The sequence below is a fragment of the Photobacterium rosenbergii genome (assembly GCF_033022775.1).
GTDB classification, from domain to species: Bacteria; Pseudomonadota; Gammaproteobacteria; order Enterobacterales; family Vibrionaceae; genus Photobacterium; species Photobacterium rosenbergii_A.
On record NZ_JAWJZI010000002.1, the window covers coordinates 213967 to 228585 of the forward strand.

The window sequence follows — 14619 nt, forward strand, 5'->3', positions numbered from 1 at the left end:
ACAGAAAAAGAACAATTTTTTGTTGTGTCTAGTAAACCTTACTAGAATGTAGTTGTACATAAAAGTGGTTGCATATCAGTTGGCTTGAAAAAATTGCTGTGCAACAATGTGTTTATGCTTGGGTGGCATGGTTTTCAGGTGATTGGATGAAGAAAATCTTACTGGTTGACGATAACAGAACCATGCTTCTTTTTATGGAGAAAGTGCTATCCAAGCGTGGCTTTGATGTCATTACTGCAAGCGATGGTATGCATGCATTGCAGGTGCTTGAGGATCGCCCGGATATTCAATTTGTCCTTAGCGATTGGATGATGCCGGAAATGGATGGTATTGAGCTGTGCTCGAGGGTGAAGTCGGCTGACTATGGCCGGTATCTGTTTTTCATGCTGCTTTCAGGCAAAGACGATAAAGAGTCTATTGTTAACGGAATCAATGCAGGTGCCGATGACTTTGTGGTGAAAGATACCCATGTCGATGAGCTGGTTGCGCGTATTCAGGCGGGATTCCGGACTTTGGCGCTTCATAATGAAATAACGACTAAGAATGAAGCGCTGGACAGTGCCTACGCCACCATGAAAAAGGATTTGGAATCGGCAGGAGAGTTGCTCAAGCGTTTGTTACCGACAGAAAAGATAATGTCAGGGGTAGAGCTTAGCTATGTCTCTATTCCAAGTGCGCAAATCGGTGGTGACATGCTGGGTTACATGAACCTAGATGAGGAGCATGTCGCCATTTATCTGTTGGATGTCGCGGGGCACGGTGTGTCTTCCGCCTTGTTGTCTTTTTCGGTACAGCAAAGTATTGCCGTAAGTTCTGGCCATGGCTCGATTGTTAAGACGGCGATCGAAGAGCCGCCATATTACCGGATCACCCCTCCTCATGAGGTACTAAAGCGACTGAATGAACAATACCTCAGTGATGATCAGAGCTTGCTCTATTTCACCATGGTCTACGCCGTACTGAATATCAAAACAGGAAAAATGGCTTTCTCCATTGCCGGTCACCCACCATTGGTATGGCTGCGCTCGAAGACGGGAGATGCTGAGTTTATTGGTCAGGAAAGTTTTGTCGTCGGGGCCTTTGATTTCGTTGAGTACGAAACATCTTATATCCAGTTGGAACAAGGCGATAAAGTGTGGATGTATTCCGATGGGATCACGGAAGCGGAAAAAGGCAATGAAATGTTTTCGGAAGAGGGCTTCCGGAAGACGGTGGTTGATTTGAAAGACCAGCCAACCACGCTACAAACAGAGTTGTTAGTAAACAATGTAAGAGATTGGCAGCAGGCTGAACAGTTTGATGATGACGTCAGCGTGCTTGTTGTGGAATGGAAAGGCAATCCAGAAAGGGAGCAGCTATGCAATATGAAACTATCAACCAAGGTCAATGCACAATTCTTCAAATAAAAGAAGAGCGCTTTGACGCGAAGTTAGCACCTAGTTTCCGGGAAGAAGTGGAGAAGCTGTCGTCGGATATTGGCAGCCATCTCGTGCTTGATTTATCGGAAGTCCGCTTTATGGATAGCAGTGGCCTGGGTGCAGTAATGGCAGTTTATAAGATGCTACGAGGCAAGAAAATCAGTGTAGTGAATCCACAGCGAGCGGTTAAAGAACTACTTAAATTAACCCGCATGGATAAGTTGATCACCAGCTTCGATACAATTGAAGACGCTGTCGCAACCATGGCATAAAGGAGTATGGCATGAAAGGAATGATCCTCGCCGCAGGGAAAGGGACCCGAGTTAGGCCGATTACCCAAATAATTCCCAAACCGATGATTCCTATTTTGGGTAAGCCCGTGATGGAATCCATGATCCAGCTGTTTGCATCACATGGTATTGATAAAATTGTGGTCAATACTAGTCACCTGGCTGAAGTTATCGAAAATTACTTTGGCGATGGCCATCATTTCAATGTCCAGCTTTCATTTTCCTACGAAGGGGAAATTGTTGACGGTAACTTTGTCAGCAAGGCGCTAGGTTCTGCTGGGGGTATGAGAAAAATCCAAGACTTCTCGGGCTTCTTCGATGAAACCTTTGTGGTGGTATGTGGTGATGCCTGGATTGATTTGGACTTGTCTGAAGCAGTCCGTCGCCATAAGCAAAAGGGGGGGATTGCGACAATTGTCACCCGTGATGTGGCGTTGGAAGAAGTTTCAAAGTACGGGGTTGTTGTCACCGATAATTACGGCAAGGTAACCAGTTTCCAAGAGAAACCAGCGATGGAAGAGGCGCTGTCGACGCAAATCAATACCGGTATATATATCTTCGAGCCCGCTATTTTTGACTATATTCCAGCCGAGCAGGAATATGATATTGGTAGCGAGTTATTCCCTAGATTGGTTGAAAATAATGTTGACTTCTATGCGGCCAGTATGGATTTTCAGTGGTTGGATGTCGGGAATATCAGTGATATATGGACGGTAACTAGCGATATCATGAATGGCAAGGTTCCTGGTTATCCTATTCCGGGCACGCAAGTCAAACCAGGTGTTTGGGTAGGGATCAATACGGTTTTTGATATTGATAGTTGTGATATTACACCTCCTGTTATTGTTAGCAGCGGCTGTGAAATCGAACCCGGCGTGACTATTGAAGGTCCTGTTGTTATTGGGGCTAACAGCAAAGTTGAGTCGGGGGCGGTTATAAAACAGAGTCTGGTAAGTGAGTATATCCATGTTGCTTCAGCGGCTTATGTTGAAGAAAAAACGGTATTCGGTGATTATTTCATAAGCCATGACGGCTATACGCAGTCTTTGAGTGAACTTAAAGCGGTAAATATTCTCAATGATAGGCGCCAAGTTCAGCCTATGATGGGTAGCTTGGGCAATATTTCCACATTTGTTCCCTCTGTATCTGATAAAGAGGAAGAAATTCTTAACTAAGTAGATAAGGGCTAACCAATGGATCTAGTCACTGAAGGGTTTAGTAAGAAGTACAGTAGTTCCCCAGATGTATCGCGCGATATTGCTGAAGATATGCAGCAATATTTGCGAAGCAACCAAGTTTCACAAGACGTCATAGACCAAGTTGAACTTTGTCTTGTGGAAGTGGTGAATAATGCGTACGAGCATGCTTATCAGTATTCAGATGAATTACCGATAGAGTGTTCTTGCTTTTTTAACTCGAATAATGAACTGGTCTTTGAAGTATCTGATTATGGCAAATCAATGACCAAAGAAGAGTTTAATCGAGCAGTGAATGGTGAATTCATTGAACCTGATCCCGATGATCCGGAAACATGGATAACATCAGGGCGGGGATTCATTATTGTCGTGCAGCTTACTGACAATCTTGAATATATTAAAAATGGTAATAAAAACACTATTAAAATTTTAAAACGCGCAGAGTAGCCATTATAAAAAGATGGGAAATATGAGAATAATATTATTCATGACGTTATTCTCATTATCTTCTTGTGCCTCTTTTTCGGAAAATAATGACTGGGTTGTTAATAACCAGACATTAAACGGGAAGTGGCGCTTAGAGATAATTGATGAAAATGACACTTGGACAGGACAGTATGATGTTTCTGTACCTGGCCATTGGAAAACGTCAGGCATCAATTATGCTGGTGCTGCTTATTACGATAGGCAATTTGAACTGGATAGCCAGAATCAATTAAGTCGCTATTGGCTTGAGTTCGATGGTATTGATTATGAGTCGGCAGTGACCGTCAACGGAAAATATGTTTCCCGTCAGGCAGGCTATTTTGTTCCCCACCATATGGAAGTTACGGATGTTGTAGAGCCCGGTGACAATAAACTCAATGTCTGGGTGCATAGCCCTAACGAGAAGCTGGTTGCGGATTGGTCATTATATAAAACGTTGATCAAAGGTGTACTGAACCATCATGATACCCGCCCGGGTGGGGCTTGGTCAGATAAAGGTCAGGATTGGAACTCCGGAGGGATTTGGGGTGATGTTACGCTGAAACAAACAGGTCCTGTTGCAGTGGAAACACTTAAAGTGCGTCCTAGGGTAAATCACTTCGGTAAGCAGGTTACCTCAGCAGAGATAGAGTTAGCGCTTGACTCTAATCGTGAGGTAGGCGCAACCATCGAAATGGTACTGCAACAGCAGGGAAGTAATGATGCTGAGACGTTTATTGTTGAACAGGAATTAAAAGCCGGCCAAACCAATTTAGAGCTATCTATCCCTCAGGCCGCGCGAAAGCTATGGTGGCCTTGGGACTGGGGTGAGCCAACGCTCTACGACCTTACTGTTTCGGTATCAATAAATGGTCAGCTGACCGATCAGAAAACCGTGGCCATTGGTTTTAGGGAAATGACCCTAGACAGCAACAACAAACAATTTCTGGTTAACGGTAGACCCTATTTTATCAGGGGCACTAATTACATCGCTAGCCAATGGTTGGGTGAAGTAACTTCCGAGCAGTATCAGCAAGATCTCGACTTGATGAAAAGCGCTAATGTCAACAGCGTCCGTGTCCATGCTCATGTGGCAGGAAAGGCTTTCTATGAGTTGGCTGACAAGACTGGCATGGTGGTTTGGCAGGACTTCCCTTTGCAGTGGGGATACAGTGACTCGCCGAGCTTTGCCCTTGAAGCGGCTCGGCAGGCAAGGGCAATGACAGACTTATTGTTCAACCATCCTTCTATTGCATTTTGGTCTGGTCACAACGAGCCGCCATGGGATGCGACTTGGATGAAGTACAAGTACCCATCTTATCAATCCACCCAAAATAAGCATTTATCAGAGAGTGTTTATCAAGCTTTGTTGGCTGCCGAGGATAGACGGGTAGTGCGCAAAGCCTCCTATACCCATGAGCATCCTTGGCTGGGCTGGTACTCGGGTTCATACAAAGACTACCGTACTTACCAACCGTCAATGATTGTGAGCGAGTTTGGTGCTCAGGCGATGCCTAGCTGGGAGATATTGGAAGCAATCGCAGAGGGGAAAGTTGAGTGGCCATTGGATGACGCTGTTTTAAACACGCTTGGTTATCACAATTATCAGCATCATGAAACACTCAATATTGCTCATATTCAACAAGGTGAATCCCTGTCACACTTTTGGAATAATTCCCAGGAATATCAAAGGCTAGTAACCAAATTTGCTGCTGAGCATCTAAGGTTGAACAAAGGTGGCGGGGTTGCAGCGATTTACCAATTCATGTTCGTTGATAGCTGGCCGTCGGTGACTTGGTCGGTGATGGATGTTGAGAGAGTACCTAAGCCGGGCTATGACGCCATGAAGGAATCTTACCAGCCGGTATTGGCTGTTGCGCAGGCCGAACTGACAGCCTTGCAGCCTTCGCTGACGTTGAGCGTGATTAATGACTCTCTCACCAGTTTTAATGATGCTTCTTTGGTAGTGACCAATAGCTATAACCAAAAGAGCTGGAAATACGAAGGGCTTAACATTGCTGCCAATTCATTGGTTGAGGTGGCAAATCAGCAGCCTTTAGACGGTTTAGCTTCTTATTTAACGTTGGAGCTTAAGGATAACAAGGGAGAAACAGTGAGTGTTAACCGCTACCTTGCACAGGACTTGGAAGGCTAGATTATGACAAAGGTACTTAGCTATATCATGGGTGCAACGATTGCCTTCTCGGCACAGAGCGCAGATATCATGGTAAATCAGTCAGGGTACCTCCCGGCAGGGGATAAGTTTGCCTATGTCTTGGCTGAGCAAGCTAGCGATGTGCAGTTAATATCTGTTGCAGATGGTCGTGTTGTTGCCGAATTGGAGCGTTCAGGCGAAGTTTCCCTGCCTGATGCGCGCAAGGTCACTACGGTTGATTTTTCGCAGATAAAAACCCCTGGGTGGTATCAATTAGAAACTGGCAGTGGCCAATCAGTGCCCTTTCAAATTGGAGACGATACTTACCTGCCAATTAATGAGCGCTTGGTCCACGCACTTTATTTGCAGCGTTCTGGGATGGCGGTTCAAGATATCTCCACAGGAATGAACCGCCCAGAAAGCCATATGCTAGATGGCCAGATATTTCGAGCCGATGAGTTCCATAAAGCCGGGACTCAGTTGGATGTTATCGGTGGTTGGTATGATGCGGGCGATTTTGGCAAGTATGTGGCGACCACGACAATAACCGTTGCCAGATTGCTTGAAGCCTATCGTCAAACTCCCCAGTTATATTCGCAGACCAAACTACCGGGCAGCAATAAGCCTGCGATTATTGACGAGTCAATCTATGCGCTGGACTGGCTTTTAAAAATGCAGCGCGAAGACGGTGCAGTATACCGCAAAGTATCAGGAGCTAGATGGCCGGCGAAAATTGGCCCTTGGCAGGATAACCAGACTCGCTTTATTTACGGTGTTAGCACGCCTGAAACCGCAAAATTTGCTGCGGCCATGGCCTTTGCCGCCCGAATTATCAAGCCCTACGATGCAGATTTATCTCGCCAGTTCCTCAGTGCGGCCATCCATGCTGCTAACTATCTCTCTAGCCAAAACGAGCAATATATCGATTGGAAAGAAGGGGATGACAGTGGCTCAGGCCCATATATGAAGAACAAGTTTGATACGGAAGCTTCACTGGATACCGATGTGGATGACAGGCTTTGGGCTTACGCTGAATTGTATATCACCACCGGCCAGGAAAAATTCAAAGCAGCCTTCCAAGAAAACTACGACCCGCAATGGGTTGATATTTTCGAATGGAAGAATCCAGCAGCGATGGGGGTATGGCATCTAATTTTGGCTGAGGAGAAAGGTGAGTTTAGAGACCAGCTTGTTAACGACCTAGCCCTGGTAGCCGACCGTTATATCCAACAAGCGCAGCAGTCGCCATTCAGGGTTGCTAACCAACGTTTTATCTGGGGTTCGAACAAGATGACGGCAGAAGCGGGAATTTTGATTAGCTGGGCTGATTTTGCCCAAGGGCGCTTAGACAATCGCGCCTCGGTTCAGTCTCAGATTGACTACTTGCTAGGGGCCAATGCCTTCGATATGAGTTTTGTCACTAACAGCGGCACTTATTCGGTACGCAATCTTCATCACCTGTACCAAATTGCAACAGGGGTCAGTTTACCTGGCTACCTAGTCGGTGGGCCAAATGAAATGGCGCAAGCTGGAGTCGCACCGAAAAATATGGGGATGCTGAGTTATGTAGATAGCAAGAAGTCGTATGCAGTCAATGAGTTTGCTATTGATTACAACGCCAGTCTGATTGGTTTGATTGCCGTGCATCACGCTTACTTTAACCATTATTAACCGGAGTGAGAGCTCATGGATTTTTATTTCAAGGAATTCGAACATCGTAAGCCACCGGAGCCGGTGCCTTATAGCATGTCGAGAGAACTGCTCTACCAGTACCTTGCCACTTGTAATCTCACTTTGGGTATTTGGTATCTTTGGTGGCGCTGGACCTACGCGCTGAACTACGATGCGATGTGGTTTTCTTTTCCGCTCGTTTTTGCTGAGTCTTGCGCATTTATCGGTTCGGTCCTGTTCACGTTCAATTTATGGAAAACCAAGGACGAGCCGAAAAAAGCACCACCGTATACCATTAATGAATGTGTCGCAAAAGATAGCGCTGAAGCCAGCGAGACACGCCCAATCAGTATTGATGTTTTCTTCCCGAGCTATGATGAAGAGCCGGAGTTGGTCAGGCTGAGTATCGAAGATGCGCAGAAGATACGTTACCCCTATGACATCGAGATCAAGATTTTTATCCTCGATGATGGCAAGCGTCCAGCAATGAAGGCGCTCGCTGATGAGATGGGCGTTGAGTACATTACCCGCGAAAGCAATATTGGCTTTAAGGCGGGTAACCTGCGTAATGCCTTGGAGCAGACATACGGCGACTTCATTGTTATCTGTGATGCTGATACCCGTCCGTTCCCGACTATTCTAGAGCACACCATGGGTTACTTCCGTGACCCGGATGTCGCCTGGGTACAAACCCCGCAATGGTTCTTTGACTTACCGGAGGGTGAGCGTCTACCCAATTGGTTGCAGCGCAAGTTTGGCAAATGGGCGGCGCCTATTGGCCGCGGGGTAGAGAAATTCTATGGGCCGGTCAAAATCGGTGAAGACCCCTATGTGAATGATCCCCAGATGTTCTATGACGTGATTCAGCGACGCCGCAACTGGGTGAATGCGTCTTTTTGTTGTGGTGCAGGCTCTATTCACCGCCGTGAAGCTGTTATGGAAGCAGCACTGCGCAGTTACAGCGAACAGATCAGTAAAGAACACAAAGAGATCGAGAAGCAGATCAGAAAGATCACCAAAGAGAAAACGGTGGATCGGGATGTGTCTGATAACTTGCGCCAAGAGATCATTTTCGACACTGAATTTACGCCTTATAAATTCCACGTATCGGAAGATATTTATACCTCGATCGTGCTGCACTCAGATACCGAAAGGAACTGGCGTTCGGTTCAGCACCCGGAAGTCGAAAGCAAGATGCTCTCGCCGCAGGACCTGCAGACCTGGACAGTCCAGCGTTTCAAGTACTCCGGTGGTTCGATTGATATTTTCATGAACGATAACCCGTTGTTCAGAAAAGGGATGAACCTGAAGCAGAAGATGATGTACGGTGCTAGCTTCTGGTCAAACTTGTCAGCTATCTGGAACATTATTTTCTTAACCTGTCCGATCATTTACTTCTTGACCAGCATCGCGCCGGTAAGTGCCTATGACGTCACTTTCTACCTACATTTCATTCCGTTTGTTCTGACGGCTGAGCTAGCCATGATGGTCGGTACCTGGGGCGTCGCTGGGTATAAAGGGAAAACCAATTTCCTCTCATTCTTCCCGGTCAATATGCGGGCGCTATGGACGGTTTTGCGCGGCCGTAAAATCAGTTTCCCTGCGACACCGAAAGAGAGGCAAGATGGCACCTTTGGTCATTTGGTCATACCGCAAAAGCTGGTATTCGGCTTGAGCCTATTCAGTATGTGCTTCGCTTGGTTTAGCTACTTTACTGGCATGTTCGGCAGCTACCCATTGGGCGGGTTGATATTCAATAGTTTTTGGACAATTAACAACATGATGGCGATGTGGGGGATGATTGCTGCCGCTTATTGGACGCCGCCACCAGCAGACAAGACGCAGGAACAGGAATCTGAGGAATTAGAATATGGAATTTAAGCAAGCACTCGTGAATGCACGGCACCATATCGTGTTTTTATTTGGCCTTCTTACTGCGTTGGTGATTGCCTTTAGTATTGAAACCCGTGATTACGGCCATGTGCTCGGTAACATTACCTTTGAAGCTGAGGAAGAAATCCCAGTCCGTGAAAGCCGCGTGCTTTCTGAAGAAGAGTTCGAGTGGGCTAGCATCGCTTGGACATACTTCGAAAATAACTATCAGGAAAATACCGGGTTGGTGAACTCGGTAGACGGTTATCCATCTACTACTATGTGGGATACCGCCTCTTACCTGATGGGGTTATTGGCAGCAGAAAAGCTTAATATTATCAGTAAGAACAAATTTGACTTGCGGATGGAAAAAGCGCTGAACACGCTAGCCCGTCTTCCGCTGATTGATGGCAAGCTGCCAAACAAAGCCTATAACACCCAAACCCTTGAAATGGTGGATTACCAAAACCGACCGGTTGCAAACGGTATTGGTTGGTCAGCGATTGATATCGGCCGGATTTTGGTGCCATTGAATATCTTGGTTTGGCAGTATCCTGACTTCAATGCTCAGGTCAATGCGGTGCTTAATCATTGGGACGTCGGTGTGATGATCAAAGATGGCTACCTGTATGGGTCCCGTCCTCAGCAAGATGGCGGCACAGAGATGGAATTGGTTCAGGAAGGCCGTATTGGTTATGAAGAGTACGCATCCAAAGCGATGTCCCTGATGGGGCGAGACGTATTCAATGCCATGAAATATATCGATTACCTGGAGATGCGCAATATCGATGGTGTTGATATCCCAACCGATTTACGTGACCCGGCCAAATACCATGCACATAACTATGTCGTTAGTGAGTCCTACATTCTGGATAGCTTGGAGTTTGGTGCGGACAGTGTGTCGAAGATCTTTGCCCACCGTGTCTATAAAGCGCAAGAAAACCGTTTTGACCGAACAGGCATTCTCACGGCGGTGAGTGAAGATAACGTCGATGAAGCGCCGTACTTTGTCTACAACACCGTATTCTCTGATGGCAAAGAGTGGAATGCGATCACAGACCAAGGCGAGGATGCCTCTCACCTTAAAACACTGTCTACCAAAGCAGCATTTGGTTGGTATGCCTTGTATGACACACCATACACTGAGCTGCTAATTGAAGATGCCAAAGATTTATTCTCGGAAGAGAAAGGCTGGTATTCAGGCCGTTATGAAGTCGATGGCCGTGTGAATAAAGCAATTACGGCAAACACCAACGGGATTGTTTTGGAATCGCTTGCCTACGTCGAAAATGGAGCCTTACTGAGTGTGGGCGTGAAGTAAACCGCAACTATGATAGGGAGTATCGTATGCGTTATATCATTGTTGGCCTTTTAGGGGTTTTGGCTACCGGTTGCGGTAACAAATACAGCAGTTTTTCTGATGATGTGATAGATAGGAAGAGTCACTGGACAATTCCCAAGCCACGTCAGGGGCAACTGACTGAACAAGAAATGGATATGGCTCGCATTGCCTGGAAGTATTTTGAAAATAACTACCAGGAATCAACGGGTTTGGTGAATGCGGTAAATAATTACCCCTCAGTGACATGGTGGGATGCCGCGTCCTATATGGCGGGCATGGTAAGCGCATATGAATTAGGGATCATCGAAAAAGAGGAGTTTAACCGCCGTCTTATTCGTATTTTGACAACCTTGAACACGCTTGATCTGTTCATGAATGAACTGCCCAACAAGGCGTATAACACTCAATCTGCGGCTAAAGTTGACTACGGCAACCAACCTGGCGAAATTGGCTACTCGGCGCTAGATCTTGGCCGTTTGCTGATTTGGCTCCATATCATCAAGCACCGTTATCCTGAGTATGCGACCAGTATCGACTCAGCCGTTTTGCGCTGGAATTTCTGTAATGTGGTCGATGAAAACGGCACCATGTTCGGAGCACTGCTTGAGAAGGACAAGCCCGTCCAATACCTGCAGGAAGGGCGATTGGGCTATGAAGAATATGCAGCAAAAGGGTTTGAACTATGGGGTTTTGATACCACCCAGGCTGCGATGGCTGAGCCATATAGCACCATTAACCTTTATGGCTACGATGTCCCGTATGACACCCGCGACCCTCGTAAACTCAAAGCGCACAGCTACGTGGTCACCGAAAGTTATGTATTGGATGGTATCGAATTGGGATGGGATTTGGCGGATGACCGCTCAGCCCATGACTACAACTATTCCAATGACTGGATTGCGGAATTTGCCCTGCAAATATACCGTGTTCAGGAAGAGCGCTATAAGCAAACCGGGATTATTACTGCGCGTACCGAGCACCAGCTGGCAGGCCCCCCCTATTTCGTCTACGACACCATTTACACCGATGGCTTCGCGTGGAATACCATTTCGGAAGTGGGTGAGTATCTTCCACAGTACTCTGCGGTCGCCATCAAAGGTGCGATGGGGATGTGGGTGTTGTGGGATACCGAATATACCGATTTGTTGTTTGACCATGTTGCGCATTTGTATGACCGCGAAAAAGGATTTTATGAAGGGATTTTTGAAAATGGTACCGGCCTGATCAATACCTTTACCTCGAACAATAACGGTATTACTTTGGAGATCTTGCTTTATAAACAACAGGGTAAGCTACTTACCTATAAAGATAACGTTGCACCAAGCCTGTGGGAAAAAGCGCTTGAATCACCATTTGGTTATGAGGGGCAGTGCCTGCCTCGCAGAGGGGCTTTCAATAGCAAGCTCAAATAGCCGTAGTAAGGAAATAGATGTTGAGAAATACGGTGATTGCAGCCAGTTTATTCTGCCTGACATCTTGTGGAGTGGTCTATCAAGGTGTTCAGGGTGGAATAACGTCGGTTAACGAGTCGCAGATATTGCGCCAGGGACGGTATGGTTCGTTAACCGAGCAGGAACTCGAATGGGCGCAAGTTGCCTGGACCTATGTTGAAAATAACACCAACCTCACCACGGGGTTGGTGAATGCGCTTGATAATTATCCGACAACCAATTTGTCAAACCTGGCCGACTATCTGATAGCGCTAATGGCAGCCCGTGAATTTGAATTTATCACCAGCAAAGAGCACGACGAACGTTTGACTCTGGTGCTTTCCTTCCTCAATAAAATGCCACTTGGCCTGACTGGTGTCCCCAATAAGGTCTATAGCACGGGGACTGGGATGATGGTGGATTACGCTAATCAACCCGGAGAGCTTGGCTGGTCTTCGATTGATATTGGGCGTTTGTTGATCGCATTGGCAATGGTCAAACAGCGTAACCCTGAGTTTTCCGAGTATGTTGACAAGGCGGTCTTGCGTTGGAATTTCTGCGAACTGGTTACGGAAGACGGTGAGCTTTACGGTGGTGCGATAAATAACGGCCATGTCCACCGCTACAAAGAAGGGCGGTTGGGTATCGAAGAGTATACCGCCTATGGCTACCGAGATTGGCAAATCGTGCCTGAAAAAGCCATGATGCTTGAACCTTATGAAGTGGTAACCATTAACGGCATTGATTTATTGTTTGATGGCCGTGACCCGCGAGATTACGATGTCCTTCGACCTGTTTATAGTACGCCATATTTGCTTCTGGGGCTTGAGTTTAACTGGGATGAGATAGACGATCGCTATTCTTCAGACTCCAAGCATACTAATGATGTATTGGCTGCGATGGCTGATTCGGTATACCGCATCCAGGAGTCGCGCTGGGATGTTGACCGTATCTATACTGCGCGCGGTGAGCATGTTGTCTCAGGAGAACCCTATTTTGTGTACGACAGCATCTATGCGCTGGGTACACCGTGGATCACGGTAGCGGAAGACGGTAGTGACCATGATGAAAAAGCCCTGGTGTCTACCCGGGTCGCCTTTCAAATGTGGGTGCTATGGAAAACTGATTACACCGAACGTTTGCTGACGCTAGTTAGAGAGTTATACGACCCAGAGCGTGGTTGGTATGAAGGACGCTACGAGTTGACCAGCAGCTACGAGAAGAGTATCTCCCTGCAGACCAATGCCGGGGTGCTCGAAGCACTGCTGTATAAAGCCAACGGTAAGCTGTACCAGCCGACCAGAGACCGCGAATACCGCGATGTCCAATTTGATTCCCGTTTTTACCATCCTCAAAAATGCTTGGTGGAGACATTTCGATGAATAGGGTTTACCTGATAGCGGTTGCCGTAACCATGTTCGCGCTATTGCCATTGAAGGGAATGGCCTCGGCCGTGGATGTGGAGCTCAATTACTATACCAAGGCCAACCATTTGGTGAATGCAGGCCGTTACCAGCAGGCCTCAGAGCAATGGCATCGGTTGAGTATTTTGTTTTTGAGTTCGGAAGCCAAACTAGGGCGTAAGCGAATGTGGCAATATGCCGGGCTATCGGCAGCGCTGGCAGCCATTTCTGCGGACAAAGCTAATGATGCCGTGGCCTATCAATATTGGGCGGACAGTACCCGTTATTTGATGACAGGCGGGACAAACTGGAAGCAGATGAAAAAGAAGCTGCACCGTCGCTACGAACATGCCAATACCTTGCTTTCGACCCAGTTACAGGTGGCTGATTTAGCCTCAAGTATCGATAGCGAGTGGGAAAATGAGCTAGCGGTGTTGCAGAGTTGGGATGAAAAACTTTCACTGTTTAGTTTTGAAAGCCCGAAGTTGGGCTTAGCTGATCACCAAGACAGAAGCGCGGCAAATCAGTCTGTGTCTGTCACACCGAAAGTGATCCCTGCTTACCAACCACCGCAAGGCGGTAAAAAGTTAAGTGGCATAAATACCTCATACAGTAAAGAGCAGCATGTTATTCCTACAGGAGCTCCGGTTGAGTCAGTGCAAGGGGGGAACACCGCCAAAATTCAATCTGAACAAGCTTCCGAGAATGCAGTTACTGGAGATCAATTACCAGATACTAACGAAACGGATTTCGAACCTGATGAAGTAAAACCAGTTCCTATTCCCCCGGAAACATCAGTCAGCCGCCATTTGGTGGTCTCTGATGCCGAGGTTAAATTGCAAACTGTCCCAGTTATGAGTAAAGGGATTGTTATATCAGGGCCGCAAAAGTCGGTGCAAGCCGTGGAGTCTAAGGTGGGATCTGATGCTGATAAAGAAAAAAAGCAGGAAAGTTTACCAACAGATACTTCCAAACCGGATTCGCAAGAAGCTAAAGTCCTTGTTACACCAGTTGAAGAAATCAAGTACGAGGAGCAGGACTTGAAGCAGCTTGTTACTCCGAAAAAGCAAAGTCAGAATAATCCACAGGATACGGAGAGTGAGCAAATTATTATTCCGTCTGGACACTTCGGGCAGCCTGAAAAACAAGCTGTTGCTCCTTTGCAGCGCAGGAGTTTTGCCCCTGTTACTCAGTAATTGTTAATTTTCCCCCCCCCCAGTAGCAAAAGCAAATTTTTACCTTGCAATGTAAGGCACCTCGGAATAATGCTCTCAATGCAATTGGTTGCGTAAAAAATTTGTCATTATTATTGCTGTTACTAAGCTTAATTTAAGCCCTGTTGTCGTTGTGGGTGAGTACTTAAGGGAGTAGCCAAGA

The 14619-nt window shown here is 46.8% G+C and carries 11 protein-coding genes; all 11 read left to right on the forward strand.

Features of this window, described 5'->3' with window-relative positions:
• Positions 1–146: 146 nt before the first annotated feature.
• Genes R2X38_RS05210 through R2X38_RS05260 form a run of 11 tightly spaced genes read left to right on the forward strand, consistent with a single transcriptional unit; the run spans position 147 to position 14438 of the window.
• Positions 147–1406, forward strand: a complete 1260-nt coding sequence (locus R2X38_RS05210; protein WP_317521107.1) for a PP2C family protein-serine/threonine phosphatase — start codon at positions 147–149, stop codon at positions 1404–1406.
• Positions 1358–1690: an STAS domain-containing protein gene (locus R2X38_RS05215; RefSeq protein WP_317521108.1), complete on the forward strand. Its 333-nt coding sequence runs from the start codon at positions 1358–1360 to the stop codon at positions 1688–1690. The genes R2X38_RS05210 and R2X38_RS05215 overlap by 49 nt, the downstream gene beginning before the upstream one ends.
• 11 nt (positions 1691–1701) lie before the next feature.
• Positions 1702–2883 (forward strand): NDP-sugar synthase, encoded by a 1182-nt coding sequence (locus R2X38_RS05220; RefSeq protein WP_317521109.1) that lies wholly within the window; start codon positions 1702–1704, stop codon positions 2881–2883.
• 18 nt (positions 2884–2901) lie between these two features.
• Positions 2902–3351 carry an ATP-binding protein gene (locus R2X38_RS05225; RefSeq protein WP_317521110.1) on the forward strand — a complete coding sequence of 150 codons (450 nt, stop codon included), beginning with the start codon at positions 2902–2904 and terminating at the stop codon, positions 3349–3351.
• Between the two features lie 22 nt (positions 3352–3373).
• Positions 3374–5524 carry a glycoside hydrolase family 2 protein gene (locus R2X38_RS05230; RefSeq protein WP_317521111.1) on the forward strand — a complete coding sequence of 717 codons (2151 nt, stop codon included), beginning with the start codon at positions 3374–3376 and terminating at the stop codon, positions 5522–5524.
• Positions 5525–5527: 3 nt separating this feature from the next.
• Positions 5528–7195, forward strand: coding sequence for a glycoside hydrolase family 9 protein (locus R2X38_RS05235; protein ID WP_317521112.1), 1668 nt, complete (start codon positions 5528–5530; stop codon positions 7193–7195).
• Positions 7196–7210: 15 nt separating this feature from the next.
• Complete coding sequence (locus tag R2X38_RS05240) at positions 7211–9076, forward strand: cellulose synthase catalytic subunit (protein ID WP_317521113.1); 1866 nt, start codon at positions 7211–7213, stop codon at positions 9074–9076.
• Positions 9066–10388 (forward strand): DUF3131 domain-containing protein, encoded by a 1323-nt coding sequence (locus R2X38_RS05245; protein WP_317521115.1) that lies wholly within the window; start codon positions 9066–9068, stop codon positions 10386–10388. The genes R2X38_RS05240 and R2X38_RS05245 overlap by 11 nt, the downstream gene beginning before the upstream one ends.
• Before the next feature lie 26 nt (positions 10389–10414).
• A complete protein-coding gene (locus R2X38_RS05250; RefSeq protein ID WP_317521116.1) occupies positions 10415–11821 on the forward strand; it encodes a DUF3131 domain-containing protein in 1407 nt (468 codons plus the stop codon).
• Positions 11822–11838: 17 nt separating this feature from the next.
• A complete protein-coding gene (locus tag R2X38_RS05255) occupies positions 11839–13221 on the forward strand; it encodes a DUF3131 domain-containing protein (RefSeq protein ID WP_317521117.1) in 1383 nt (460 codons plus the stop codon).
• Positions 13218–14438, forward strand: coding sequence for a hypothetical protein (locus R2X38_RS05260; RefSeq protein ID WP_317521118.1), 1221 nt, complete (start codon positions 13218–13220; stop codon positions 14436–14438). The genes R2X38_RS05255 and R2X38_RS05260 overlap by 4 nt, the downstream gene beginning before the upstream one ends.
• Positions 14439–14619 lie beyond the last annotated feature (181 nt).

Bases quoted from the DNA above. Each gene is read 5' to 3' on its own strand.
- R2X38_RS05210 (WP_317521107.1), top strand. From the start codon at position 147: ATGAAGAAAATCTTACTGGTTGACGATAACAGAACCATGCTTCTTTTT.
- R2X38_RS05215 (WP_317521108.1), top strand. From the start codon at position 1,358: ATGCAATATGAAACTATCAACCAAGGTCAATGCACAATTCTTCAAATA.
- R2X38_RS05220 (WP_317521109.1), top strand. From the start codon at position 1,702: ATGAAAGGAATGATCCTCGCCGCAGGGAAAGGGACCCGAGTTAGGCCG.
- R2X38_RS05225 (WP_317521110.1), top strand. From the start codon at position 2,902: ATGGATCTAGTCACTGAAGGGTTTAGTAAGAAGTACAGTAGTTCCCCA.
- R2X38_RS05230 (WP_317521111.1), top strand. From the start codon at position 3,374: ATGAGAATAATATTATTCATGACGTTATTCTCATTATCTTCTTGTGCC.
- R2X38_RS05235 (WP_317521112.1), top strand. From the start codon at position 5,528: ATGACAAAGGTACTTAGCTATATCATGGGTGCAACGATTGCCTTCTCG.
- R2X38_RS05240 (WP_317521113.1), top strand. From the start codon at position 7,211: ATGGATTTTTATTTCAAGGAATTCGAACATCGTAAGCCACCGGAGCCG.
- R2X38_RS05245 (WP_317521115.1), top strand. From the start codon at position 9,066: ATGGAATTTAAGCAAGCACTCGTGAATGCACGGCACCATATCGTGTTT.
- R2X38_RS05250 (WP_317521116.1), top strand. From the start codon at position 10,415: ATGCGTTATATCATTGTTGGCCTTTTAGGGGTTTTGGCTACCGGTTGC.
- R2X38_RS05255 (WP_317521117.1), top strand. From the start codon at position 11,839: ATGTTGAGAAATACGGTGATTGCAGCCAGTTTATTCTGCCTGACATCT.
- R2X38_RS05260 (WP_317521118.1), top strand. From the start codon at position 13,218: ATGAATAGGGTTTACCTGATAGCGGTTGCCGTAACCATGTTCGCGCTA.